Below are 25290 nucleotides of genomic sequence, written 5' to 3'. Positions count from 1 at the left end.
ATATATATCGCTTTTAACAACTAATCTATTTTTTGATTATCCATTAACCTTTCTCATTGCAGCTTCCACTACATGTCCTACAAGAACGGATGTTGTAACGCTTCCAACACCGCCCGGTACAGGAGTGATTGCATCAACGATCGGCTCAACTGCTGCATAGTCAACATCTCCGCAGAGTTTTCCTTCTGCATTTACATTGATACCTACATCGATGATGGTCTGTCCTTCTTTGACATATTCAGCACCAACAACACCAGCACGGCCTGCTGCTACGATCACGATGTCTGCTTCTCTTGCTACAGACGGCATGTCTACGGTTCTTGTGTGGCAGATGGTTACAGTTGCATTTTTCTTAACCAGCATCATTGCTGCCGGTTTACCAACTACAAGGCTTCTTCCGATCACAACGGCTTTTTTACCTGTGCAGTCAATTCCGTAATGATCCAGGATTTCCATACAAGCCTGTGGTGTACATGGCGGGAAACCAATTTTCTTTCCTGTGTAAACACCAGACATGGAAAGATCTGTCATACAGTCAACGTCTTTTTCTGCTGCAAGCGCATTCTCGATCACTGCCTGATCCAGATGTTTCGGCAGCGGACGGAACAGAAGAACGCCATGAATATGGTCATCTTTGTTTACTTTATCGATTGTTGCAAGAAGCTCTTCCTGTGTTACATCTCCCGGAAGAAGAATCTTTTCGCATGCAACACCAAGTGTTTCGCAACGTTTTGTTGCTCCTCTTTCATAAGAGATATCGCTTGGGTTTTCACCTACACGGATAATGCACAGAGTCGGATTTACACCCTTTCCCTGTAACTCAGCTACATTTGCTTTGATTCTTTCGTTCAGTGCTGCTGTTACTTCTTTTCCTAATAACTGCTTTGCCATTTTATATTTCCTCCGCTATTTTGTTGCTGATTATTTTAATCTGCCAAGAACACTTTCGAATGTTTCGTCTGCCATCTTAGTGTATTTTTCGAGCATTGCATCTGCTTTCTTATTAAGCTCCTCCGCATATTCTCTGTCTGCCATGGATTTTGTATTGATGTATACGTTCAGGCTGGCACCCTGTAATGCTGCTTTACAGAAAGCTGCACCAACACCGGCATCACTGATTGCCAGTTTGGAGCCTTTTGCACCAAATTCTACGATCAGTTCGATTGCTTCACAGCATTTTTCCATAATTTCCATCGGAACGGAACATGCATCTTTCAGCACGATTTCCATAACACGTGCTTTTTCTGCTTTTTCTTCCTCTGTTTCTTTTGGCATACCATATGCTTTGGAAAGCGGCTCAAAAACTTCTGCATCTCTTTCGATCAGACGAAGGAAATCTTTCTGAAGCTGGTCACATTTTGCTTTCAGCTCCCACATTTCATCTTCTACATCTGCATATTTCTTTTTGCCTACTGTGAGGCTGCCTACCATATTACCAAGTGCAGTTCCAACTGCACCAACTAAAGCGGACGCTCCGCCGCCACCCGGTACCGGGGCTTTGGATGCGAGAACTTCAACGAATTCTGTGCATGTACTATTTGAGAATCCCATTTTATTTTCCTCCTGTAATAAAATGTTGCTAAATAAAAGGGAATTTTCCTTTTATATATTTCTTTTTTCAAGATGACTCTTGAAGTTATCTCAGGATATTTCCTGAAGACCTGTTTTTATATTTGGATTTCTGGGACAAATCCCAAAACCCTGTTCATATTTGTAAGTATGAGAAAACCCTATACGAGGGGAGGCGCTCGGAGTTGCGGGGGCCGCTCTCCCCTCGCGCACCCCACCTGGCCACGCCGAGTAGGAATGACAGATGTTAGCGGTCAACGTGACATGTCGATACCAGCACCGCATACTCCCTGACTCCTGGTTTAAACAAATTTTCGCGTTCTATGACTAGCATTCGTATAAATGTAATTTGAGCCATCCAAATTTGAGCTTTTCATTGACTCGGAATCATATAAGTATAATTCAAGCCAACCTATTTTAAGCTCTTTAATGACTCTGAATTGTATAAATACAATCCAGGACAACCAATTTAACTCTTTTTAGTGACCTGCAAGCATATAAGAGTTATCTAGGTCATCTAATTTTCGACTTTGCCTATGACTTATAATCATGCAAATGTAATTCGAATCACTTTTGCTCGTCTTTCTTGATGGTCTAAAACTATAAATATATAATGCAAGTCAATTTTTCTCACTCTTTTCGATGACCTGTATTTATACAAGCGCAAACTAAGTCATTTTTCAGGTTCACAACTTAACTTCTTTTCAGCGTGGCCAAAAAGGGGGAGTCTGAGGGGGACATTCGGCCTTCGCAACTGTGAGATAGTCCCCCTCAGGGTTTTCTAGTTTCCAAACTGAATTCCCATGCCTTATAAGGCACAAACTATACCTTTTGATATGAGACTTATTTCTTATCAGAAAAGTCCAGTAATCTTTCCGGTTTCGTCTACATCGATTCTCTCTGCAGCAGGTACTTTCGGAAGACCTGGCATTGTCATGATTTCGCCGGTCAGTGCTACGATGAAACCTGCACCTGCAGAGATTTTCAGGTTACGTACAGTAACTTCGAAGTCTGTCGGTGCACCGAGTTTTGTCTGATCGTCTGTCAGGCTGTACTGTGTCTTAGCTACACAGATCGGGCAGTTGCCAAATCCAAGAGCTTCGAGCTGTTTTGCCTGTTTCTGAGCATTTGCTGTCAGGACAACTCTCTTACCACCGTAGATCTTCTGAACGATCTGGTTCAGTTTATCTTCGATGGAGCCTTCCAGTTCATATGCAAAGGAGAAGTCGTTTGGTTCTTCAACCAGACGAAGAACTTCTTCAGCAAGTTTGATTCCGCCTTCGCCGCCTTTTGCCCATACTTCAGAAAGGGCTACGTTTACGCCGAGTTCTTTACATTTTGCTTCTACCAGATCAAGCTCTGCCTTGGTATCTGTCGGGAATGCATTGATAGCAACTACGCAAGGAAGTTTGTATACATTCTTGATATTGCTTACATGTTTCAGAAGGTTCGGAAGTCCTTTTTCCAGTGCCTCCAGGTTTTCGTTGTTGAGGTCAGCTTTTGCTACGCCGCCATTGTATTTCAGGGCACGTACAGTAGCTACGATAACAACTGCGCTTGGGTGCAGTCCCGCCATACGACATTTGATGTCGAGGAATTTCTCAGCACCGAGGTCAGCGCCGAATCCAGCCTCTGTGATGGTATAATCAGCAAGTTTCATACACATCTTGGTTGCTGTTACGGAGTTACATCCATGAGCGATGTTTGCGAATGGTCCGCCATGAACGATTGCCGGAACATGTTCCAGAGTCTGAACGAGGTTCGGTTTCAGAGCATCTTTCAGGAGGGCTGTCATAGCGCCTTCTGCATGAAGGTCACCAGCTGTTACCGGTTTCTGTTCGGATACTTTACCATATGTATATCCGATGATGATTCTGGAAAGTCTTTCTTTCAGGTCTGTGATATCACTTGCCAGGCAGAGAACGGCCATGATCTCAGATGCAACAGTGATGTCATATCCGTCTTCACGTGGCATGCCGTTTGTTCTTCCGCCGAGTCCGTCTACTACGTTACGCAGCTGACGGTCATTCATATCTACACATCTCTTCCATGTGATCTTTCTCGGGTCAATGTTCAGAGCATTACCCTGGAAGATATGGTTATCGATCATTGCTGCAAGAAGGTTGTTTGCTGCACCGATCGCATGAAAGTCACCTGTGAAGTGAAGGTTGATGTCTTCCATCGGAACTACCTGTGCATAGCCGCCACCTGCAGCGCCGCCTTTCACACCGAATACCGGTCCGAGGGATGGCTCACGAAGCGCAACCATAACGTTCTTGCCAAGTTTCTGCATGGCATCTGCAAGACCTACAGTTGTAGTTGTTTTTCCCTCACCAGCCGGTGTCGGGTTGATTGCTGTCATAAGGATCAGCTTGCCATCCTTTTTGTCGCTTTCTTTCAGAAGATTGTAGTCAATCTTTGCTTTGTACTTACCGTACTGCTCCAGATACTTGTCGTCAATCCCTGCTTTTTCCGCGATCTTGGTGATTGGCTCCATTGTGCACTCCTGTGCGATTTCGATGTCACTTTTGAATCCCATAATGTTACCTCCTTTTTTATGTACATGTTCTTACAATACCTACGGATTGTTCCGTGTATTTCAGATTGTTTTCGCATAAGCTTTCAGTGATCCGATGATCACATCTCCCATGACAGCCATGTCTTCTGCCTGGAAGGATACCGGGAAATTATCCGAAAAGAGAATCTGTGAGGACGGAGGAAATTCATCATCTCCCTCCCACAGGATCATCTGCACCAGATATCCCGGAAAGATTTCAAGCTGATAAGCAATGTCACCGTGCTTTACCGGAACACAATGCATGTGTTCCATGATCGCCTGAAAATCTTTGATGCGGTTTCCGTAGGAAAAAGCCAGTCGTTTGATACATCTTCCGTCAAACTGTCTCAGATAGACCTCTCCCCACGGCATTTCGCGATAAGTTTTGAATTTACCGGTGCCGGCAGATGCGGCACCGTTCAGCAGAAAGCGAATCGTCAGAGTTCTTGCATAAACCATAGTTTCCAGCGGGTAAAACCCCATATCGTCTGCCTCGTGGCTGACCTGAAAATCCGGCCAGGAAATCTGATACGTTGTTCCGAGGAATTTCAAAGTAAAATACTTCTCCTCCTCATTATAGGAAATACCAAGTCGCTCGGCAATCCCTTTCGGATCAGCCTCCTGATACTGACTCAGATAATGTTCCCATGGGAGACGCTCTTTGCTGTCTTTTCCATATCCCAGTTTATCGCCTACAGATTCCATTTCTGCCGGATCAAATGTTGTTTTTACGTCAGAACTCATAATTCACCTCGAAAAATTTAAGTATTATGCAAATGCTATACCATGTGCAAGCATGAACAGCATTCATATTTTTTACCCTTGGATATCAAATTATCTTTGATGTACATTTGGAAACATGGATGCATCGGTATGTGGGATAAAGCATGCTCCCACGAATTCATCCATGTAAGTCGGAACCGTTGAAAGTTCCATATATGTCATGTTTGCTGCAAGATCATAGGTTTTCTTTTCTGCTGCTGTGGAAAGAAGCATCAGGTATGCGCCAGTCAGGGAAGAATTTCCGATATAGTGGAATTTCTCCAGTGGAACATCCGGGAACATTCCGATGTTGACTGCATTCTGCATATTGATACCGCTTCCGATACCACCTGCAACGTAAACATCATCGATCATGGACACATCAAAGTCCAGAGAAGAAAGCATGGTTCTGATTGCAGAGAAGATTGCTCCCTTCGCGCGGATAAAGTTATCAATGTCAACTTCTGTGATCTCAACATCTTTGGAAGAACCAGCTTCCTCCTCAAATGCGATCACATAGCTTCCCATTCCATAATGATCATGACGGATTCTCTTGCCTTCACGGACAAATTTGCCCTTCGGATTGATGATTCCGGTCATGTAAAGCTCACTGATCACATCAATGATACCAGAACCACAGAGTCCAACCGGCTTGGTTCCCGGTTCTCCAACTACTTTGTAAGTCGGCTCCATCGTTTCTTTATCAATGGTACATGCCTCGATCGCACCGTCCGTCGCACGCATACCGCAGCTGATATCGCCACCTTCAAACGCCGGACCTGCAGAACATGCACAGCTCATCATAAAATCAGAGTTGCCAAATACAAGCTCTCCGTTCGTACCAAGATCGATAAACAGAGAAAATTCCGGTCTGTTCCAGATCATACTTACCAGTGTACCTGCTGTGATATCTCCGCCTACATAGCTTCCGATATTCGGAGCCATGATAATGTGTGCATCTTTGTTAATTTCAATTCCAACATCTGACGCAAACAGAGAGTTTGTCTTAAAGAATGCCGGAATGTATGGTTCTGTACGCAGGTAATCCGCATTGATTCCTGCAAACAGATGATTCATTGTCGTATTGGATGCCACGCACATACGGTAAATCTGATTCTCCGGAAGATGGATGCTTCTGCACATCTCATGGATCATCGGGTTGATCGTCTCTTTGATCACAGCATCCTGCAATTTCTTGATTCCGCCTGGTTTCGTGGTCTCAATGATACGGTTGATAACATCCGCACCATAACGGATCTGTCCGTTACCAGAAGAACTCTTTGCAAGTATCTCACCTGTTGCCATATCAATAATGACAGCAGAAACAGTTGTAGTACCGATATCTACAGCCAGACCACCCATAATGACATCTTCTTTGCTGTCAAAGATGTCATACACAAACATATCATTCGGTGTCACACGAACAACACACTTCACTGAAAATTTACTTGCACGAAGTACATCCGGAAGTTTACGAAGAACAGCATACGGAACTCTGATCCGGTTAAGGTTCATAAATTTCCGAAGTGCCCTTGTCAATCTCTCAACATCCGGCATGGTGTCATCCAGAGATGGCTCTGCCATCTGAAGTTCAACCACTTCCAGGCTGTTTCTGAACTGAATTCCGGTTTCTTCGATCTGAGATTTTGCTTTTTCAAAAATTGCAATTTCTTCTTTAGAACTTAAGTCCGCCACTTTCATTCTGCTCTTGTAAGCAGATGCGATGTCTGGTACAAGCACTTCCACATCCGCACAGATTTTGCTCATACATGCCAGACGCCATCCTTTTTCAAATTCCTCATCGGAAATATGAAGAGTTTTCTTTGAGTCCAGTTCTCCGCCTTTTAACTGCACCCGACACTTTCCGCAGGCTCCGTTTCCGGAACATGGTGCATCGATTGCCACGTTCGCACCACGTGCAACCTCAAGCAGATTATCCCCCGCATTGGCAAATGCTTCTACCTCACTGCCATTTTCAAATGCAAATGTCACCTTAAACATGCGGTAACCACCTTTCTCGCCTCGTGAATATTCTTGTCTTTCAGCTGTGGCGTTGGGCGTCAGACTTATTAATATTTATAAAAAAGGCCAGAGGCCGCGAAGCCTCCAGCCTTTTTTTATCTACAGCCGTAAAAAGTCAGACTGATTAGATTTCCAGATAGGAATCTGCGTACAGGTAATTATTTTTGATGATATCGCAGGATTTGATTGTTTCCATCAGACGCAGGTCGTTAGGGTTAACGATTGCGGATGTAAGTCCCTGCATCATAGCCATAGCTACCATAGCGGAGTCCATGATCGGACGGATATGTTTTGGCATACCGTTGGAGTTGTTGGAAAGACCACCGGTGCTCTTCATTCCCATATCAGAGATCATTTTGATGAAGTCAAGAACTTCCATCTGTTTGTCCTGCATTCCTTTGATAACGAGGAATAACGGGTCGAACCACATATCGTTCTCAACGTCCATACCCTGTTCCATACCTCTCTCCATCAGAGTCTGCATGTACATCATACGTTCGTCGTTGTCTTTTGCGATTCCTTCGCCGTTGCAAAGAGCGATAACGATTGCATCGTTAGCTGCTGCAACATCAACATATCCGATTCTTCCAGCTGCATCAGCGGAGTTTACGATCGGTTTTCCTTTGGAACGGTTGTATACGGAAATACCAGCTTCGATAGCTGCAACGTTGGAAGTATCCAGTGCAAGCGGAACATTGTCGAAGTTGCCCTGCAGAAGTTCTACAGCCCATTTCATCAGTTCCGGTCCATCGTTTTCTGCTGGTCCGATATTTACATCGAGGTATGTAGCACCTGCATCAAGCTGCTGTTTTGCTCTTTTGAGAATCGGCTCAGGATCTCTCTCTGTGAATGCTTTATTTACTGCTGGTGCTGTTGTGGAAAGTCTCTCTCCAATAGTAACAAATTTTGCCATACCTGTGTTCTCCTTTACATGGTTTTTGATGTCTCAGGGAGAACGTCTCTCCCTGAGCATTGGTTTATTTTTATGCGGACATTATGCCTGCATATCTTTTAAGAATTTCACAAGCTGAACTGCTTCTCTAGGTCCTACGATGATCTCCCATCCCGGAAGTTTTGCTTCAAGGTCGCCCTTGAGAACTGCTACTTTACCCGGAATTACAAGCTTACGGCATTTAACCTTCGGTTCAACTTCTTCTTTGATGTACTCGGAAATGCTGGTGCTGGAGAATTTACCAGCTGCCCAGGATGTCAGTACGGAAAGTCCACCTGCATCGTTGATAACCAGGTTAAGCGGTACACCAGAACGTTCCAGTTCGCCGGAAACTACGAAGTATGTAAGAGCGAAGTCTACGGTTGTAACAACGAGGGAGTTCTCGTCTGCACCGTTGAGTGGGTAGATACCCGGCTCTACTTTCATCGGCTTCTGCGGGTCTGTGTATACGTTCTGACGAAGACCGAACAGTGGAAGTGCCTCTGCATATGTCATCTGCTCCATAACGATGATGGAACCATATTTCATTGTGAAGATGGAAGCAAGTGCTGCCTGTAAATGATAATCACCTTTGGCAAGTTTTACCAGGTTTACGATGGACGGATATCCAAATGTTCTGTCCTGGTCTTTCAGAGCTGCACGACGAACCTGTACAGTGTTTGCAAAGGTTTCTTTGATGTCTGCGCCTGTTGTGTCAAGAACAAGGTTCTTGTTGCCAAGTTTTTCAAGAGCTGCTACGGTATCGTAAAGCTCGTTAAGGTCTTTTCCAGATACTCCGAGAACTACGCCGGCTTCTGTAGCAACTGCATTCATTGCTTCATAGTTATCAGCGTTTGCTCCGTTAAGAACCGGTTTGCCATCTTTGCATACTTCAAGAGCAGCTTTTGCGATTTCAGGATCTGTACATCCAAGAACGAGAGTTCTTCCAAGTCCTTTTGCTTTTTCTACAAGTGCTGTGTATTTGGCAGCATCTGCGTCTGCGCTGCAGTTTACGTATACAAGTTCTACATGCATTCTTTCACCGATACGGTCATAGTCTACATGTGGGATTGCTGCAAGTTTAGCCTCAACTTCTGCATCATCCATGCATGTGCAAAGGGATACAGCGTATCTTGGTTTACTTACGAATGTTTTTTCATGTCTGAACAGAACAGTTTCTCCTCCGAGAGTGAATTCTGCATCACCTGTTCCGATCTTGATTGTCTTCATCGGCGGAGCAGTTGCCTCAGACAGGGAAGCCAGTGCTTCGTCAGACATATGTGGACACTGTTCAATTTTCATTGCGCCCTGTGCAACTTTCATAGAGAAAGCCATACATGTAGGACATCCACATTCCTTACAGTTTTTCTTTGGTGTTAATTTAAAAATCTGAATACCATTCAGTGCCATAGCTAATTTTTCCTCCTATTATTCCTTAAGCAAGTGCTTTGATCAGTTTGGAAATTGTCTTAACAGATTCCGGATGTCTTAAGATTACGGCATCAGAACCAGCAGCAAGGTCTGCTGCTGCAGTCATAACTTCCATATCGATTCCACGCTCGTCTGCTGATCCCCATTCAGGCATATCAGCTTCAGAAGCGGTTGCTTCTTTTACTGCCCATGTCTCTGCGGATACAGGAGTAATAATAGGCATCTGCAGCATATTGTCATTCTGGCCTAATGCTGCACCTTTGATACGGTCCATAGTAGAAACTACGTACTCATATCCATAACCAGCTGCTGCACTGCCGATGTTCATAACGATCTTCTTCGCATCAACACCAAGCTGTGTAGTAACAACGTTCAGCTGTTTTGCAAGGTTGATATCAACGGCTGATTCAGCACCAACGATCTGATTATAAGCCAGACCTGCTGCTGCACCGATTGCTTTGTAGTTTTCTTCTTTTTCGGAAAGAAGAAGTGCATTTCTTCCCTGAAGAACTTCTGCAACTTTCGGAAGAAGTTCCGCATCCTTCTCTACGTTCTTGCAGCCTTCTACAACGAGTGGACAGTCGATAGCACCAGCCACTTCTTTAACAACCTCGATCAGTTCTTCAACAGATTTGTTTGCTCCGTTCGGGTCTCCACCATCCAGGATCAGGGCAACGAAATCTGCACCTTCAATAGCTGCTGCTTTCTGAGCAATCTCAGCCATTGTAGTAGCACCTTCATAATAAGCTTTTACGCCTTCAGAAAATTCATCCAGTCCAAGGTCAGAAATTTCAACACCGATCTTTGGTGTATTTTCTGTTGGAGCATCAAAGCTATAGAATGGGAAAGAATTTTCTCCACCGATTGTCACAGTCTTGTCTCCGCTTCCGATTGTGACAGCGTTAATCTTTGCATTAAATTTCTGTGGTTTCTGATTAAACGGCATTTCTCATAAGCCTCCTCTTAATTATTAAAAAACTCGAAAAGTATTATACAACATAAAAAACCATGTTACAAGGGAACTTGGCTATTTATGTTAAAAAAATATCAAAAAATCGTAATGTAATTCTCCATGGGAAGGGGTAAACCCTGAATTTTTCCTGCAACCCGCTGTTTGCAACAGCTTTACGTTCTGAAAATATTCTGGTTCAAACGCATGTGCGCATCTTACGATGCTTCATGCTAAACCTTGAAAATCTCTCACAGCTCGTTGCTACGCAACTTTACGCTGTACAAGATTTTTCCAGATAAACCCTAAATTTTTCCTGCAACCCGCTGTTTGCAACAGCTTTACGTTGCAGTTCAAAACTCAGGGTTAACTCCCCAGGGAATGAATGCGAGCATTCATTCCCTTTGCGGGAGTTACATCATAGGATCCATTGCCAGAGCCGGATGTCCTTTTTCGGTCAGGTATTCAACCAGTGCTTCCGGATCTGTTGCTACTGTTTCATCACCGATCATATCAGTGAAGTTTTCGATTCCGTAGAGTTCCTGAGCTGTCTTGTTGAGACGTTCAGCAACGAACTCTTTCAGTTCTTTTGGCATCCATACGATACGTTCGATACCGCCTTCAGCCTTCATGAATTTCTTGGAGGAGATGAAGTGTTTTCCATGTCCCATGAATCCAGGAGTCTGAACACCACCACCTGTCATGGAAGCCATTTCAGGGAATGTCATTCCAAGAGGAGTCATGCCTGCATACTCACGGTTAGCAATAACTACACCGTTGGAGAATGGTTCGATACCGCAGATACACTCGAAGCATCCGCAGGATGTCATAGGATCCTGCATGATGGAGTACAGTGTAACGTGCTCCAGAGCACCCTGTGAGAATTTCTGAACTGCTTCATCAACGTCTTCGTAAGAACCAAGGTTCTCATCGATCGGACGTTCTTTTGTGATAACCTGGCAAGGTCCGTTCGGATCAAGCTGATGTGTAGCTTTTGCATCCAGCCATGAAACGGCACCGCAAAGTCCAAGTCTTTCTGGTGTTACGACACATACGTGGCTTGGAGAGAATGCCTGGCAGAGGATACAGCTGTAATATACATCTACAGATTCATCTGTCAGAGTATCAAGACGCTCATCACGTTTGTCGAAAATCGGAATTGCAACTTCGTGACGTACTCTTGTACATTCTGCCGGATCTGTATAGATAACAACTTCACATTTATCAACAACTGCGTCAAATTCATTTTTAACAGATGCGTAAAGAACTTCACCGATATGTTTGATCTTGAATCCTGCATTGAATGCATCAATGCTGATACGGATACGCTGCATATCACGCTGTCCTGTGTGGTATACACCTTCGATACAGTTGATGTAGTTGTGGAATTTACGCTCGATAACCGGTTCGAAGTCAGCCTGCATGTTCTTGCCGGCAACTTTAACAACATATGCGATGCTGTTCTTGCTTCCAAGTTCCATGTCGTCTACTTCCGGTCCAACTACTGTGATCTTGTGGTCTTCTACTTCAGAAGCATCACAGGTCTGTACAAGCTCTGCACAGTCTACACGGGAACCATCGAACTCAACCTGCATGTCTTTACGACGGATGATCTCACCTTCGAATGCGGATGCAAATGCAACCGGAATATCGATGTTTGTGATCTTGATCTTGATATCACGTGCTTCAAGAGATGTAGCATTGAATTTTTCTACGTCTTCCTGAACGATCAGGCTCTTTGGTACACGGAAGATATTTTCTGTTTCGTTTGTGATAACCGGGAATCCAAGTGCGATAGCACCAGCTCCACAAGCTACGATCACGTCATCCAGAGGTTTGAATGCGTTAACGAATGCCGGTACACGATCCATTGTGTATTTCATCAGTGTGCCTGCATCTCCAGGTGTTACGTTACCGAAGATCAGAGCTGCACGAAGTGCAACAGATACTACATGGATAACTGCTGTAACATCTTTGCCAAGCGGGATAACACGTACGTTTGCACCTGTCTTCATTCCAGCTTCTGCAACCTGGTCGATGATTCCGCCAACCAGTGTTACGAGGATACCCTGTGCCTGATAGCTCTTAACAAGAGCAACACCTTCTTCTGTTGTAGGAGCAGATCCGAGGATTACTGCTACACCAGGGATATCGCCTGTTACAAGCGGAACACCAAGTTCACGGATAACAGCATCTGCAAGATGTCCGTAGCATGGTTCTTCGTATGGTGTTGCACCATCGATATATTTCAGAACTTCGATGAATTCTGCACAGAGTGCTGTAGCAACACCTGACATGAATGCATCATTTAATCTTTTTTCTCTTGTCATAAGTGTTTTAACAACACCAAGAGCTTCTTTTAATTCTTTTAAAGTTGTAACTTTTGTTCCTGTTACAGCGTAGTAACATGGAAGGCTGTAAGCGGTGTTCGGGAAGCTGACAGCTTTGTCTTCGCCATACTGAGCAATTGCGCCATCAATAGCGCCCTCTGTTAAACCATATACAGCATCATTTCCGCCGAATACTCTATCAAATAAAGTCACTTTAATACCTCCTGTTTTTACAGATTTGAATTCTGATCAATCTTTTCTTTTATTTTTGTAATTTCAGCCGTTACAGTCTGGCTGAAATCGTAAGGGGATTTACCCTGACGGTCAGCGTCTATAACTTCTGTGTTGTAGTGGATCATTCCAAGAAGATCTTCTGCCGGAATCTTTGAACGGATGAATGCTTCATCGTCCTCATTCCTTACTTTGTTTGCCACAACTTTTACCTGGGCAACACCAAGATCTTTGGCAAGTCGTTTTACATTTTTGTAGGTCTGTACACTTCTCGCCCCTGGTTCAATCACTACTATAAATTCATCCATGCTTTCCGTGGTGCCGCGGCCCAGATGCTCCAGACCGGCCTCCATATCCAGAATCACCACATCGTCTCTGTGAATCACAAGATTATTGATAATCCGTTTCAGCATGACATGTTCAGGGCAGACACATCCGCCTCCACCCGTTTCCACGGTACCAAGGACAAGCAGTTTTACGCCATTGCAGGTTTTTCCGTAGGTATCCGGAATATCGTCTACCTTCGGATTCAGTTTATAAAACTGGTTCTGACTGTTGGCTCCGGTACGCTCCTCCACCAGTTTTCGCATCCGGGAGATCGGAACAATGGAATCCAGTGTTTCTTCATCAAATCCAAGTGCCAGACCAAGATTTGCATCCGGGTCCACATCTGCTGCAAGGACTTTTTTTCCTTCGTCTGCGTATAATCTGGCAAGTGTTGCCGCAAAAGTTGTCTTTCCTACTCCGCCTTTACCGGTTACTGCTATTTTCATAAGTTAATCGCGCCTTTCCCGCTATCAGATACCGAGAGCTGTTCTCTTTTCTTCGATTCTCTCGATCATCAGATCGCATAATTTATCAATATCTTTTTCTACTGTATAAGCAGCTTCTACCCAATCACGAACACCTTCGGTAAGAAGTCCTGCTACCTGATCAGATCCGGATACGTATGGATCTACTCCAAGGAAGGTATCAATACCTGTTGCTACTACATAGTTTCCGATGGAAACAGCTTTCTCAGACATCCATTCAGGAGCGCATCCTACTACCGGAAGCTGGGAAATATTAAGTCCGGAATCTTTTGCAAGTTCGGATGCAAGGATCATCATACGGCTGATATCTACGCAGGATCCCATATGTAATACCGGTGGGATGTCTGCAAGTTCACATACACGTTTCAGACCTGCACCGCAGAGATCTTTGGCTGCTTTGTCCATAAGGCCTGCCTTTGCAGCTGCCTGTGCGGAACATCCAGAAGCGATGATCACGATATCGTTTGCAATCAGTTTCTTCATCAGTTCAACATGTGCATAGTCAGGTCTGATCTTCGGGTTGTTACATCCAACCATTGCTACAGCACCACGGATAACACCGGATGTGATACACTCAAGGAGCGGTTTGGTTGTTCCTGTTTCATCTACCTGAGAGTTTGTTACACCGTCAAGTGTCTTAACGATTGCTTCAACAGAGTATCCAACAGTTGCTTTCTGTTTCATTTCCGGAATGTAAACAAGTTCTGGTTTTCTGTTCTTGAAGTTCTCGCATGCCAGTCTAACGATCTGACGAGCTTTTTCTCCAGCTGTTCCGGCACTGAATTCGATGAATTCAGAATCTGGCATCTGGCAGATCGGTGAAGTTGTGATGAATTTGGTATGGAAGCATTTGCTCAGAGGTCCTAATGCAGGGAAGATACACTGAACGTCAACAACGATTGCCTCGCAGGCACCTGTCAGAACAACGTTTTCCTGCTGCAGGAAGTTACCTGCCATCGGGATACCACGACGCATTGCTACTTCGTTGGAAGTACAGCAAACACCGGAAATAGTGATTCCCTTTGCTCCCATGGATTTTGCGTAGTCGATCATTTCTTTGCTGTCCGCTACTTCGCAGATCATCTCGGAAAGACTCGGATCATGTCCGTGTACTACGATGTTTACGTTCTCAGCATTCATAACGCCAAGGTTTGCTTCTGTATCGATCGGCTTCGGTGTTCCGAACATTACGTCAGAGAATTCTGTACCGCACATGGAACCGCCCCATCCATCAGAAAGTCCATTACGGAGTGCCTGACGAACCAGTGCTTCCGGTTTGGATGTGTTACCCATATGGGTCATATGCATTGCACAGGAAACCTCACGGTCAATTGCTCTTGGTTCAATTCCGGCTTCATGCCACAGATCCTGTGTATGCTGTGGTGCTCTCTTCAGCCATCTGGAAACACCTCTGATTTTTCCGTATTCTTCCTGCGCCAGGTCAGACATTTCATGAGCAAGATCATAGATATCTTTGCCTTCCGTCTCAACGCCCCATTCTTTTGCGATGCGGATCAGTTTCTCAGGATCTTTTACCTGATAGTCGCCTCCCTCTTTTGTATGTCCGAGGGTGATACAAATTTCACGTCCGTGATCAGAATGTGTAGCAGCTCCACCGGCTGTGAAACGAAGGAAGTTTCTTCCTACGATACCGTGTGCATCACATCCGCAGATTCCTCTCGGTGCCTTTGGTGTAATACGGCACGGACCCATGGAACAGATACGGCAACAGACACCCTGCTCACCGAACTTACAGTGTGGAGTCTGGTTTTTTACTCGAAACTGCCAAGCGTCTGCGCCTACCTTTGCGCCTGTCTCTAACAGTCTCTCGGTAGCAGCTTCAAATTCTTCCACTGTAGTTAATTTGAATTCACTCATTATAGACCTCCTTTAATCATACATGAACGATTCATGTATATAGCCTTTCTATAAATTTTTATATAATAACCCAAGCCAGCAGAACCCATCCCCGCCCATGGGTTATTTCTCGGTAAAAAAATTTGTTTAGTTTTCCTGCTGCCATATCGACAGCAGGAACTATTTTAAAGTTTTAACTTTGCAACGATTTCTTTTAAAGCAATTTTCACCGGGTTATCCTCTGGAAGGGATGCCGTCGGACGACCTTCACAGTCATATTCATAAACGGTTTCATCCTGAGGTACGACACCAAGGAGATGAAGTCCCTGGTTCTCGATTTCTTCTTTAATTCCATCGTTCAGTTCACCCTTTGGCGCACGGTTCACGATCAGTCCTACTGTCTCCGGATGCATATCACATTCATCGATCAGTTTCGCAATTCTGCCTACTGCCTGAATGCCTCTTCTGGAGCAGTCGCTTACAAGGATTGCTGTCTGCATGGAAGGAAGAACGCCTCTGCTGATATGTTCCATTCCTGCTTCATTGTCTACAACAATGTATGGATAATGGTTCTGATATTTGGCAAGCTGTGCCTGCAGAAGTCCGTTCACATAACAGTAACATCCCTTTCCCTGTGTTCTGCCCATGACGAGCAGATCAAAATCATCTTCTTCTGCCAGAGCATCCTCAAATCGAAGCTCTGCATAATCTGCTTTGGACATTCCCTTCGGAATAGGACTTTCTTTTGCAATCTCTGCCTGTGCAATCTCTTCACGAACATCGCCGAGAGTAGTTTCAACCTCAACTCCAAGGACTTCGTTCAGATTGGAATTTGCATCTGCATCTACTGCAAGGATCGGTCCTTTTCCCTGTTCGCAGAGATACTGAATCAACATTCCGCATAAAGTAGTTTTACCTACGCCGCCTTTTCCGGCGACAGCAATTACGTGTGCCATAATAAAGAGTGCCTCCTGCTAGCTAAATTTCAAGTTTTCATGTCGATTGTTCCGCTGCAATACAGCTCTCACAATCCTGGCATTATACCAGTGTACGCATACCAGATTCTTTGATGATCTCGCTTACGTCTTTCCATTTGTTCAGTGCATACAGATGGATACCTTCTACGCCGAGAGCGCGGTATTTGTCGATCTGTTTGATGGTGTATTCGATTCCGGCTTTCTTGAAGTCTTCTTTCTTCTGCTCAAGAGCATCGTCGAATGGTGCTTTGTCGAACGGGTTCGGGAAGATCCAGTATTTGGAGATCAGTCTGGAAAGTTCACGATCCATTACACAGCCGTTACGTGAAAGAGCCATGTTGATGGTAGCTGCCTGATCAAGGATCGGCATGATACCTACATCGATCGGCATTGTAACACCGGCTTTGCGGATCTTGTCCTGCCAGCGTGCGAACTGTTCCATATCCCAGCAAAGCTGAGTCATGATATAGTCTGCACCATTGTCCTGTTTCATCTTAAGAACAGAGACATCAGCATCAAGACTGCGACATGCAATATGTCCTTCCGGAGAACCTGCTACTGCGATTTCGAATTTATCGCCAAATTCTTTACGGATAAATTTAACAAGGTCTGTTGCGTAGTTGAAATCTCCGCCTGTGGAATTTTCTCCACGTGGGAAGTCACCACGAAGTGCAAGGATATGATCAACGCCTTCGCTTAAGTAAGTTTCCAGCTGATCTTTGATTCCTTCTTTTGTGTTCTTGATAACTGTGAAATGAGTTACCGGTACAGTGCCGGCCTTTTTAACCATCTGACATACTTCTCTGTTGGTACCAACGTTTCCGCCGCCGGCTCCGTATGTAACAGAAATGTATTCCGGTTTGAACTCACAGAGATGATCAATTGTTCCCGGAAGATTTTCCATACCCTTGTCTGTCTTCGGTGGGAAGAGTTCAAAGGAGAGGAGCTGTCTTTCTTTCATCAGTTCAGTTAATTTTACTGTTGCCATAATACATACCTCCACATATATGTTTTTTATCTAATGGGCCGTCATTACCGCCCTTAAGATCTGAGTAAAATTTATTCACAGCTGAGCTTTACAATGCTGTTTGCCAGATCCACCATGAGAATGTGGCCTTCTACCACTCTTTCATCTCCCATGATATCTCTGAGTACGATTTTGTTTCCGTCTACGTCGATTCTGGATACATTTTTGAAAATAACAGAATCGTCGCTTTCTTTATATACTGTTGCAAGACACATATTGCTGCCTCCTATGTTAATATAATACTTGTTTTCCAAGTTCAAATACCTTTACATGCAAGCATGAACGGCATTTCGGCCTTTGAAGTCTGGTATTATTGCATTTCTTCTTTAACTAATGTCAGTGCCAGTCCCAGGCGCATGTTGCCTTTCTGGAAGTCAGCAACTGCTTCTTTGATCGTCTTTGCCGAATTTCCAAGGCCCATTTTTTCAAGGTTATCTGCCATCTGGTCAAGTTCTGCTGCATGATGTTCATTGTGCTGCAGCATGTAGGTCAGTAATGCAATTGTCTCTTTCTTGCAGTCACCGCCCTCGCAGGATCCGCAGTGGTCTCCTGTTCCACAGTCTCCATGAGAATGTGCATGGTCTCCATCGCCATGAGTATGAGCATGTGTATGTGTCACACCATCTGCGTGAGTGTGCTCATGAGAATGCTCCGGTGTATGTTCATGTCCATGCTGGACAAGATTTCCGTTCTCATCTTTAATAAGATGCATATCAAGCTCCTTTCTCCGGTTCTACCTCCGGAACGCCTTTAAACAGGCGCACTTATGACAAGAATTTATCAATTAAATTCATTATACATCTTTTGTATGGGTTTATCAAGGATAACATAAGAAAAAATACACAAAAACTCCTGACATTCATTTATGTTTTTTCACACTTTTGTACGGTAAAGTGCTTTTAGACAGGTTTCTCTGCTGTTAGATAAATAACACATTTGTTTTTTAATTAACAAACAATTTTCTCTTATTTATTTGTCCGTTTTCTTTGGATTATCATCCGCAGATAACGCTTCTGGGATTTCTTGTATTACTTTTTTAACAAATTTGGTTTTCTTCTTTCATATTTATATGGTATAATAAACAAAAATTGTGATTCGAAAGGCAAGGAGGATTCATTTTGACAACTTCCGTATTTTTAAACAACGACAGAACCATGCCTCTTCTGGGTCTTGGCCTTTATAAAACAACTGACGCTGTCGAAGCTGAAGAAGCAATTGCTGCAGCGGTCCAGAACGGATACCGTCTTCTGGATACCGCTTCTGCATATAAGAACGAAGAATTTGTAGGACGTGGGATTGCCAAATGCGGCATTCCGCGAAAAGACCTTTTTATTACAACAAAGATCTGGAATAACGCACAGCGCCTCGGCGACGTCGAAGGAGCTTTTCAGCGCAGTCTGGATCGTCTCGGTCTTGATTACATTGATCTGTATCTGATTCACTGGCCTGTGCCGGGCTGTTTTCTGAACACATGGAAGGACATGGAGAAGATTCTCGAATCCGGGCGTGCACTTTCCATCGGTGTCAGCAACTTCGAAATACGCCATCTCGAAGAACTCCGCAGAGTTTCCGGTATCGTGCCGGCCGTCAACCAGATTGAATGCCATCCGCTCTGCTACCCAAAAGAACTGATCGAGTACTGTCAGGCAAACGGCATTCAGGTACAGGCTTACGCACCGCTCGCAAGAGGCGCCTATCTTGACAACGATGTTCTTTGTGTACTTGGCACAAAATATGCTCATACTCCTGCGCAGGTAGGTCTTCGCTGGGCTGTACAGAAAGGAATTTCTGTCATCCCGAAATCCGTTCATCCAGAACGCATTGCTTCTAATTCAAGAATTTTTGATTTCACGATCGATCAGGAAGATATGGATCTTCTGGACACACTGAACCAGAATTTTCACAGTGCTTCTGTCCCGGAAGATCTGAGAGATATTGTTTTTTAAGATTTGTTCCCAAAATCTCCAAACTATATTATACCCGCAAAAAAGCGGCCGGTCCATCACATTAGCGCTGGATCAGTCGCTTTCTTTTTATTTATTTTCTTATCTGCCTTCTCAGATTACCAGGGAAGCATCGGTGTCTCTACTTTTTTGTCACGGATCATCAGATCGCGAACCGCATCTGCTGCGGATTTATCTTCAAAAAGCACTTTATTGACTTCCATGATGATCGGCATCTCCACATCGTATTTTTCTGCCAGACTCTTGGCCGCTTTCGCAGAGTATACACCCTCAACCACCATCTTGACTTCATCCATTGCCTGCTGCATGGTATATCCTTTACCCATCAGATAACCAGCTTTGCGATTACGACTGTGTACGCTTGCACAGGTAACGATCAGATCTCCCATTCCGGAAAGTCCATAAAACGTTTCCATATGCGCACCCATTTTCGTACCCAGGCGTGCAATCTCCGCGATTCCTCTGGTAATAAGTGCAGCTTTTGTATTGTCACCATATCCAAGTCCATCCGCTGTACCTGCTGCAAGAGCAATCACATTTTTGAGGGAACCACCAAGCTCTACCCCAAGTATATCCGGTGTTGTATATACGCGAAATACCGGACTCATAAAAATCCCCTGCAGATATTCTGCCGTATCTCTCTTTGGTCCGCTGATCACACAGGTCGTCGGAATCCCTCTTCCCACTTCCTCTGCATGGCTCGGTCCGGAAAGCACATAGACTTCTGCTGCCGGAATTTCTTCACTGATGATATCCGTCATAGTCATCAATGTCTTTTCCTCAATTCCCTTTGCAACATTAACAATAATCTGTCCTTCCTTCACCTCCGAAGCCATTAATTCAGCAGTACTTCTGATGTAGGGAGACGGCACAGCCAGAACGATCACTTCTGCTGTTTCCACACAACTCTTTATATCTGCAGTCAAGTCAATATTTTCCGGGATATGTACCCCCGGAAGTTTGGAAGCAAGTTCTCTTGTTTTCTTCAGTTCATCCACTTCCTCCTGAAATCTGGACCAAAGGCGCACCTCATGCCCATTATTACTCAGAAGGATTGAAAGTGCAGTTCCCCAGCTTCCAGCTCCCAACACACTGATTTTCGCCATATATTCGCTACCTTTAACCTTTCTTTGATTTCCCGAGGAATACTTTGTTTTCTGTCCCGTTCACAAGACGAACGATATTCGCTCTGTGTCTCCAGAAAGCCAGAACAGTCAGGAACACCATCACTACATACATTTCCGTTGTATGACTTCTGTCCATGCCATAACCGCCCATCTCACCACGCACGATCATTGCGATCAGTGCAACCAGATAGCAGCTCAGAGAACACAGTGACACATAATGTGTACTAAAAAACAGTACAAAAAATACAACCGCACACAAAACGAATAATCTCCAGTCAAACGCAATCAGAAAGCCCACAGATGCTGCAATTCCTTTGCCTCCGCGAAATCCCAGAGTTACAGGGAAATTATGTCCAAGCACACAGCCGGCAGCTGCATAGATTGCAAGCAGAGGAAGTACATCCCCTGCAGATTTCTGGAAAATCAGCCGTACCGCTATGATGGCCAGTACACATTTCAGACAATCCCCCAAAAGCGTCATTGCTCCTGCTTTTTTACCAAATGTACGAAGAGCATTCGTTGTTCCGGCATTTCCGCTTCCATGCTCACGAATGTCGGTCTTATGCATTTTTCCAATAATATATGAAGTCTGAAACAGTCCAAAAATATAACCGATCAGAACACAGATCAAGCGTTCTATCATTTTAATCAGCTCTTTTCCCCGCGTTCACGGATAATAAATTTGAGAGAAGTTCCACGGAAGCCAAACGCATCGCGGACTTTGTTCTCAATATATCTCGTATATGAGAAATGCATCAGTTCTTTGTCATTGACAAAAATAACAAATGTCGGCGGTTTGACACCAACCTGTGTCATATAAAAGATCTTGAGACGTTTTCCTCTGTCAGACGGTGGCTGCTGCATGGCAATCGCTTCAGAAAGGATTTCATTCAGCACACCTGTCTGTACACGAAGCGTCTGGTTCTCAATGACTGCATCGATCGTCTCAAACAGTCTCGGCAGTCTCTGACCTGATTTTGCAGAAATAAATACCAGTTCTGCATATGGCATATATGCCAGAACTTCACGGATACGGTTGGTATGTTTATAAATGGTCTTATCGTCTTTTTCCACCGCATCCCATTTGTTGACCGCGATCACAACACCTTTGCCACGCTCATGCGCAATACCTGCGATCTTCGCATCCTGTTCGGTTACGCCTTCTGTCGCATCAATCACAACAACGACCACATCTGCCCGCTCTACCGCTGTGACTGTACGGATCACACTGTAACGTTCAATCTCTTCTTTGATCTTGCCTTTACGACGGAGACCTGCAGTATCAATAAAGATGTACTCTCTTTCTTTCCATTTTACTTTGGCATCAACAGCATCTCTGGTCGTTCCGGCAATATCAGAAACAATCACGCGGTCCTCCCCAAGAAGCTTGTTGATCAGGGAAGATTTTCCTACATTTGGTTTACCGACAACAGCAACTTTAGGGATATCGTCATCTTCTTCCATATCTGCATCTTCCGGAAATTCTTTGACTATCTCATCAAGCATATCGCCGATCCCTGTACGGTTGGCAGCGGAAATCGCTACTGGTTCTCCGATTCCAAGATTATAAAATTCATACACATCCATCATGTATTTCTGAACACTGTCAACCTTATTTACTACAAGAACAACTGGCTTTTTGCTTCTGCGAAGCATATCAGCCACTTTGGCATCGGAATCCACAAGTCCCTGCTGAACATCTGTAATAAACACGATAACATCCGCTGTATCGATGGCAATCTGTGCCTGTTCTCTCATCTGTGATAAAATAACATCTCCGCTGTCCGGCTCAATGCCGCCTGTATCGATCAATGTGAAAGACTTATCCAGCCATGTCACATCTGCATAGATCCTGTCACGGGTAACACCCGGTGTATCTTTTACAATAGATATCATCTCGCCTGCCAGCGCATTAAATAACGTGGATTTACCTACATTAGGCCTGCCCACTATTGCTACTACTGGTTTGCTCATACATTTGTCTCCTTATCTGTTTTTTATGTCCGATCGGATCCAGCACAGCTGAAACAAGATCTGCCCCATCCGGATCCACTACTATAATTTCTTTTCCAAGTTTCTCTGAAAGTTCTGTCACTGTAATGTCATCAAGAAATACATTCTCTCCGCTTCGCAGCATATTACACGGAATCAGAAGCCGGTCTCCCAGTTTTCGACCTGAAAGCTGTCCTATAAGATCCTGTCCTGTAACCAATCCGGAAACCGTAATCTTTTCACCAAAAAAGTCATTCCTGATCGCAATCACATCTGAAGTGATATATGGATATTTTTGCCGGATCGTATTCATGCATTTTTCTATATAAGGTGCCGCAAGCCTGCCGGTCGCAACCGTAACTGAAAGTCTGCGCTCATCTCCTCCCCGTTCTGCAACCGCCTGACGCACCTCTGTATCCAGAAGTCGCAGCATCCCAACTCCGTTTTCCAGCTGCAGATAACCATCATAACGTTCTTCCTCCGGGAATTCCTCTCCTGCCAGAATATACCATTCATCAGAAGCATGGATAAAGTGGATACCATGTTTCTCATACATGATCTTCTGCCAGCGATGAATCTGCTCCAGAACGATTCTCGCATCTTCCCGGGTAAATGATTCCAACGGATACAGGCCGTCACGGAATTTTGTCAGACCTACCGGAACCACTGATACGCTCTGCAGAATCGGTGCATACTCAGACATTTTCTGAAGGCTGTATTCCAGCTCCTCTCCATCATTAACTCCCTTGCAGAGAACGATCTGACCATTCATAGTGATCCCGGCCTCATACAGCTGGTCCACTTTTCGAAGTGCATCTCCTGCAAAACGGTTATGCAGCATTTTGCAGCGAAGTTCAGGGTTCATTGCCTGAAAAGATACATTAATGGGCGAAAGATGGTATTTAATCACTCGGTCAATATCCTCCTGACTCATATTCGTCAGAGTCACATAGTTGCCCTGCAGGAACGAAAGTCTGGAATCATCATCTTTGAAATACAGGGTTTCTCTCATCCCCGGCGGCATCTGATCGATAAAGCAGAACATACAGTGATTGCTGCAGGAACGATAATCATCCATCAGACCATTCTCAAATTCGATTCCGAGATCTTCGTCATAGTCCTTCTCAACTTCCAGTTCCCATATCTCCCCGTTTGCCTTTTCGACCAGTAATTCTATATATTCATCATTCATGAGATAGCGATAGTCAAAAACATCCTCCACCGGCTGGTGGTTAATCTCTGCCAGCACATCTCCTGGTTCCAGTTCCAGTTCTTCCCCGATACTTCCTGTAAGAACCTTGGAAATCACATGTTTCTTTTTTTTCATAGAAATCCTTTCTGACCTTACCATATCCGAGTCTGTACATGAAATACGTGTGAAACACCTCGACACGCAAAATGACTCAGATGATACTATCATAACAATTCTGTAGGCAAAAATCAATAAATTCCTTGACGGGATTTAGGGCAAATGTTATAAATGTATTAGGACTCAGTTTGAAAAACATACCACTTAGGAGGAATATTATGCCAAATATAGAGTTACTTGAAAAATCAACTCCTGTCGCACCTGTCCGTATTGCAGCACTTGCCGGATGTCAGGATCTGGCCAAGGAGGTTGACAAGAAACTTGTAAAATTCCGCAAAGAACTTGTAAGTAAAAAGAAACCAAGTCAGATTCCGCAGGGTTACAGTCTGCCATCATTCCTGGTTGACTCCGAGATCATCCGTTTTGGTACCGGCGAAGGCAAGGGTCATATCAAAGAATCCGTTCGTGGTGCAGACCTCTTTATCATGGTTGACATCACCAACTACAGCCTTACCTACAAAGTATGCGGTCACGAGAACCACATGTCTCCGGATAATCATTTTCAGGATCTGAAGCGCATCATTTCTGCTGCAACCGGCAAAGCACATCGAATCAATGTCGTTATGCCATTCCTGTATGAAGGCCGTCAGCACCGTCGTACCAAAAGAGAATCCATGGACTGCGCACTGATGCTTCAGGAATTAAGAGATATGGGTGTTTCCAACTTTATCACTTTTGACGCACATGACCCTCGTGTTCAGAATGCGATTCCACTGAATGGTTTTGACAACTTCTTCCCAACTTACCAGTTCCTGAAAGCTCTGGTAAAAGAGGTCAAAGATTTCAAACTGGACAACGACCATCTGATGATCATCAGCCCGGATGAAGGTGCAATGTCAAGAGCCGTATACTTTTCCAATATTCTTGGAGTAGATATGGGTATGTTCTACAAACGCCGTGATTACTCTACCGTTATCAATGGCAAGAACCCAATCGTTGCTCATGAATTCCTGGGCGACTCCGTAGAAGGCAAGGATGTTGTTATCATCGACGACATGATCGCATCTGGCGAAAGTATGCTGGACGTTGCCAAACAGATCAAGGAACGCAAGGCAAAACGTGTATTTATCTGCACCACTTACGGTCTGTTTACCGAGGGACTTGCAAAATTTGACGAATATTACGAAAAAGGCTGGATCGACAGAGTTATCACAACCAACCTGAATTACCGTCTGCCGGAACTGCTCACCAAACCATATTATATTGAGGCAAACATGAGCAAATATCTTGCAAGCATCATCGATATCATCAATCATGATGTTTCCGTAGAAAAAGTTCGTTCCAACAACGAAAAGATCATGGAACTGATGGAAAAAGTAAATAAACGCTAATTTAAAACGGGAGTTTCCTTCTGAGGGAGCTCCCGTTTTGCATATATCTTAT

General features: G+C 44.3%; 21 protein-coding genes. 2 read left to right on the top strand and 19 right to left on the bottom strand.

Going from position 1 to position 25290, the window contains the following annotated elements; translation table 11 throughout:
• Positions 1–36: 36 nt before the first annotated feature.
• The 15 genes from KQI91_RS02585 to KQI91_RS02515 form a co-directional block, all read right to left on the bottom strand.
• Positions 37–891 carry a bifunctional 5,10-methylenetetrahydrofolate dehydrogenase/5,10-methenyltetrahydrofolate cyclohydrolase gene (locus KQI91_RS02585; RefSeq protein WP_015542879.1) on the bottom strand — a complete coding sequence of 285 codons (855 nt, stop codon included), beginning with the start codon at positions 889–891 and terminating at the stop codon, positions 37–39.
• Between the two features lie 30 nt (positions 892–921).
• Positions 922–1551, bottom strand: coding sequence for a cyclodeaminase/cyclohydrolase family protein (locus tag KQI91_RS02580; RefSeq protein WP_216391314.1), 630 nt, complete (start codon positions 1549–1551; stop codon positions 922–924).
• Positions 1552–2422: 871 nt separating this feature from the next.
• A complete protein-coding gene (locus KQI91_RS02575; protein ID WP_216391313.1) occupies positions 2423–4108 on the bottom strand; it encodes a formate--tetrahydrofolate ligase in 1686 nt (561 codons plus the stop codon).
• A gap of 60 nt (positions 4109–4168) precedes the next feature.
• Positions 4169–4870, bottom strand: a complete 702-nt coding sequence (locus tag KQI91_RS02570; protein WP_216391312.1) for a DUF3786 domain-containing protein — start codon at positions 4868–4870, stop codon at positions 4169–4171.
• Positions 4871–4960: 90 nt separating this feature from the next.
• The gene (gene acsV, locus KQI91_RS02565; protein ID WP_216391311.1) at positions 4961–6889 is read right to left on the bottom strand and encodes a corrinoid activation/regeneration protein AcsV; all 1929 of its coding nucleotides are present in this window, start codon (positions 6887–6889) and stop codon (positions 4961–4963) included.
• A 145-nt stretch (positions 6890–7034) separates the two neighbouring features.
• On the bottom strand, positions 7035–7823 hold the full coding sequence (acsE, locus tag KQI91_RS02560) for a carbon monoxide dehydrogenase/acetyl-CoA synthase methytransferase subunit (protein ID WP_216391310.1): 789 nt from the start codon (positions 7821–7823) through the stop codon (positions 7035–7037).
• Between the two features lie 81 nt (positions 7824–7904).
• Positions 7905–9251: an acetyl-CoA decarbonylase/synthase complex subunit gamma gene (gene acsC / locus KQI91_RS02555; protein ID WP_216391309.1), complete on the bottom strand. Its 1347-nt coding sequence runs from the start codon at positions 9249–9251 to the stop codon at positions 7905–7907.
• 25 nt (positions 9252–9276) lie between these two features.
• On the bottom strand, positions 9277–10218 hold the full coding sequence (gene acsD, locus KQI91_RS02550; protein ID WP_216391308.1) for an acetyl-CoA decarbonylase/synthase complex subunit delta: 942 nt from the start codon (positions 10216–10218) through the stop codon (positions 9277–9279).
• 416 nt (positions 10219–10634) lie between these two features.
• Positions 10635–12764, bottom strand: a complete 2130-nt coding sequence (acsB, locus tag KQI91_RS02545) for an acetyl-CoA decarbonylase/synthase complex subunit alpha/beta (protein ID WP_216391307.1) — start codon at positions 12762–12764, stop codon at positions 10635–10637.
• Between the two features lie 17 nt (positions 12765–12781).
• Positions 12782–13555: an ATP-binding protein gene (locus KQI91_RS02540; RefSeq protein WP_216391306.1), complete on the bottom strand. Its 774-nt coding sequence runs from the start codon at positions 13553–13555 to the stop codon at positions 12782–12784.
• Positions 13556–13579: 24 nt separating this feature from the next.
• A complete protein-coding gene (cooS, locus tag KQI91_RS02535; RefSeq protein ID WP_216391305.1) occupies positions 13580–15472 on the bottom strand; it encodes an anaerobic carbon-monoxide dehydrogenase catalytic subunit in 1893 nt (630 codons plus the stop codon).
• Between the two features lie 164 nt (positions 15473–15636).
• Complete coding sequence (locus KQI91_RS02530) at positions 15637–16407, bottom strand: ATP-binding protein (protein WP_216391304.1); 771 nt, start codon at positions 16405–16407, stop codon at positions 15637–15639.
• Between the two features lie 82 nt (positions 16408–16489).
• The gene (locus tag KQI91_RS02525) at positions 16490–17416 is read right to left on the bottom strand and encodes a methylenetetrahydrofolate reductase (protein ID WP_216391303.1); all 927 of its coding nucleotides are present in this window, start codon (positions 17414–17416) and stop codon (positions 16490–16492) included.
• 71 nt (positions 17417–17487) lie between these two features.
• Entirely contained in the window at positions 17488–17670 is a 183-nt protein-coding gene (locus KQI91_RS02520) for a CooT family nickel-binding protein (RefSeq protein WP_216391302.1), read from the bottom strand.
• A gap of 95 nt (positions 17671–17765) precedes the next feature.
• Positions 17766–18167 (bottom strand): cobalt transporter, encoded by a 402-nt coding sequence (locus KQI91_RS02515; RefSeq protein WP_216391301.1) that lies wholly within the window; start codon positions 18165–18167, stop codon positions 17766–17768.
• Positions 18168–18573: 406 nt separating this feature from the next.
• Between KQI91_RS02515 and KQI91_RS02510 the strand changes: the two genes are divergently transcribed.
• Positions 18574–19401, top strand: coding sequence for an aldo/keto reductase (locus tag KQI91_RS02510; RefSeq protein ID WP_253288338.1), 828 nt, complete (start codon positions 18574–18576; stop codon positions 19399–19401).
• Between the two features lie 116 nt (positions 19402–19517).
• Here the strand turns inward: KQI91_RS02510 and KQI91_RS02505 are convergent, their stop codons facing one another.
• Genes KQI91_RS02505 through KQI91_RS02490 form a run of 4 tightly spaced genes read right to left on the bottom strand, consistent with a single transcriptional unit; the run spans position 19518 to position 23865 of the window.
• Positions 19518–20525 (bottom strand): NAD(P)H-dependent glycerol-3-phosphate dehydrogenase, encoded by a 1008-nt coding sequence (locus KQI91_RS02505; protein ID WP_216391300.1) that lies wholly within the window; start codon positions 20523–20525, stop codon positions 19518–19520.
• 13 nt (positions 20526–20538) lie between these two features.
• Positions 20539–21189 carry a glycerol-3-phosphate 1-O-acyltransferase PlsY gene (plsY, locus tag KQI91_RS02500; protein WP_216391299.1) on the bottom strand — a complete coding sequence of 217 codons (651 nt, stop codon included), beginning with the start codon at positions 21187–21189 and terminating at the stop codon, positions 20539–20541.
• A gap of 5 nt (positions 21190–21194) precedes the next feature.
• Entirely contained in the window at positions 21195–22520 is a 1326-nt protein-coding gene (gene der / locus KQI91_RS02495; RefSeq protein ID WP_216391298.1) for a ribosome biogenesis GTPase Der, read from the bottom strand.
• Complete coding sequence (locus KQI91_RS02490) at positions 22483–23865, bottom strand: DUF512 domain-containing protein (RefSeq protein WP_216391297.1); 1383 nt, start codon at positions 23863–23865, stop codon at positions 22483–22485. The genes der and KQI91_RS02490 overlap by 38 nt, the downstream gene beginning before the upstream one ends.
• Positions 23866–24065: 200 nt before the next feature.
• Between KQI91_RS02490 and KQI91_RS02485 the strand changes: the two genes are divergently transcribed.
• Positions 24066–25238, top strand: coding sequence for a ribose-phosphate pyrophosphokinase (locus KQI91_RS02485; protein ID WP_216391296.1), 1173 nt, complete (start codon positions 24066–24068; stop codon positions 25236–25238).
• Positions 25239–25290: the final 52 nt, after the last annotated feature.

The sequence above is a fragment of the Blautia sp. MSJ-19 genome (genome assembly GCF_018918125.1).
In the GTDB taxonomy this organism is placed as follows: Bacteria; Bacillota; Clostridia; order Lachnospirales; family Lachnospiraceae; genus Blautia_A.
This window is presented reverse-complemented; position numbering and strand designations above follow the sequence as displayed.

Excerpts from the sequence above, each read along its gene's own strand:
- acsV (WP_216391311.1), bottom strand. The coding sequence starts at position 6,889 with ATGTTTAAGGTGACATTTGCATTTGAAAATGGCAGTGAGGTAGAAGCA.
- cooS (WP_216391305.1), bottom strand. The coding sequence starts at position 15,472 with ATGAGTGAATTCAAATTAACTACAGTGGAAGAATTTGAAGCTGCTACC.
- KQI91_RS02505 (WP_216391300.1), bottom strand. The coding sequence starts at position 20,525 with ATGGCGAAAATCAGTGTGTTGGGAGCTGGAAGCTGGGGAACTGCACTT.
- KQI91_RS02580 (WP_216391314.1), bottom strand. The coding sequence starts at position 1,551 with ATGGGATTCTCAAATAGTACATGCACAGAATTCGTTGAAGTTCTCGCA.
- KQI91_RS02525 (WP_216391303.1), bottom strand. The coding sequence starts at position 17,416 with ATGGCAACAGTAAAATTAACTGAACTGATGAAAGAAAGACAGCTCCTC.
- acsC (WP_216391309.1), bottom strand. The coding sequence starts at position 9,251 with ATGGCACTGAATGGTATTCAGATTTTTAAATTAACACCAAAGAAAAAC.
- plsY (WP_216391299.1), bottom strand. The coding sequence starts at position 21,189 with ATGATAGAACGCTTGATCTGTGTTCTGATCGGTTATATTTTTGGACTG.
- KQI91_RS02520 (WP_216391302.1), bottom strand. The coding sequence starts at position 17,670 with ATGTGTCTTGCAACAGTATATAAAGAAAGCGACGATTCTGTTATTTTC.
- KQI91_RS02540 (WP_216391306.1), bottom strand. The coding sequence starts at position 13,555 with ATGAAAATAGCAGTAACCGGTAAAGGCGGAGTAGGAAAGACAACTTTT.
- KQI91_RS02575 (WP_216391313.1), bottom strand. The coding sequence starts at position 4,108 with ATGGGATTCAAAAGTGACATCGAAATCGCACAGGAGTGCACAATGGAG.
- acsE (WP_216391310.1), bottom strand. The coding sequence starts at position 7,823 with ATGGCAAAATTTGTTACTATTGGAGAGAGACTTTCCACAACAGCACCA.
- KQI91_RS02585 (WP_015542879.1), bottom strand. The coding sequence starts at position 891 with ATGGCAAAGCAGTTATTAGGAAAAGAAGTAACAGCAGCACTGAACGAA.
- KQI91_RS02515 (WP_216391301.1), bottom strand. The coding sequence starts at position 18,167 with ATGCATCTTATTAAAGATGAGAACGGAAATCTTGTCCAGCATGGACAT.
- KQI91_RS02490 (WP_216391297.1), bottom strand. The coding sequence starts at position 23,865 with ATGAAAAAAAAGAAACATGTGATTTCCAAGGTTCTTACAGGAAGTATC.
- KQI91_RS02530 (WP_216391304.1), bottom strand. The coding sequence starts at position 16,407 with ATGGCACACGTAATTGCTGTCGCCGGAAAAGGCGGCGTAGGTAAAACT.
- der (WP_216391298.1), bottom strand. The coding sequence starts at position 22,520 with ATGAGCAAACCAGTAGTAGCAATAGTGGGCAGGCCTAATGTAGGTAAA.
- acsD (WP_216391308.1), bottom strand. The coding sequence starts at position 10,218 with ATGCCGTTTAATCAGAAACCACAGAAATTTAATGCAAAGATTAACGCT.
- KQI91_RS02485 (WP_216391296.1), top strand. The coding sequence starts at position 24,066 with ATGCCAAATATAGAGTTACTTGAAAAATCAACTCCTGTCGCACCTGTC.
- KQI91_RS02570 (WP_216391312.1), bottom strand. The coding sequence starts at position 4,870 with ATGAGTTCTGACGTAAAAACAACATTTGATCCGGCAGAAATGGAATCT.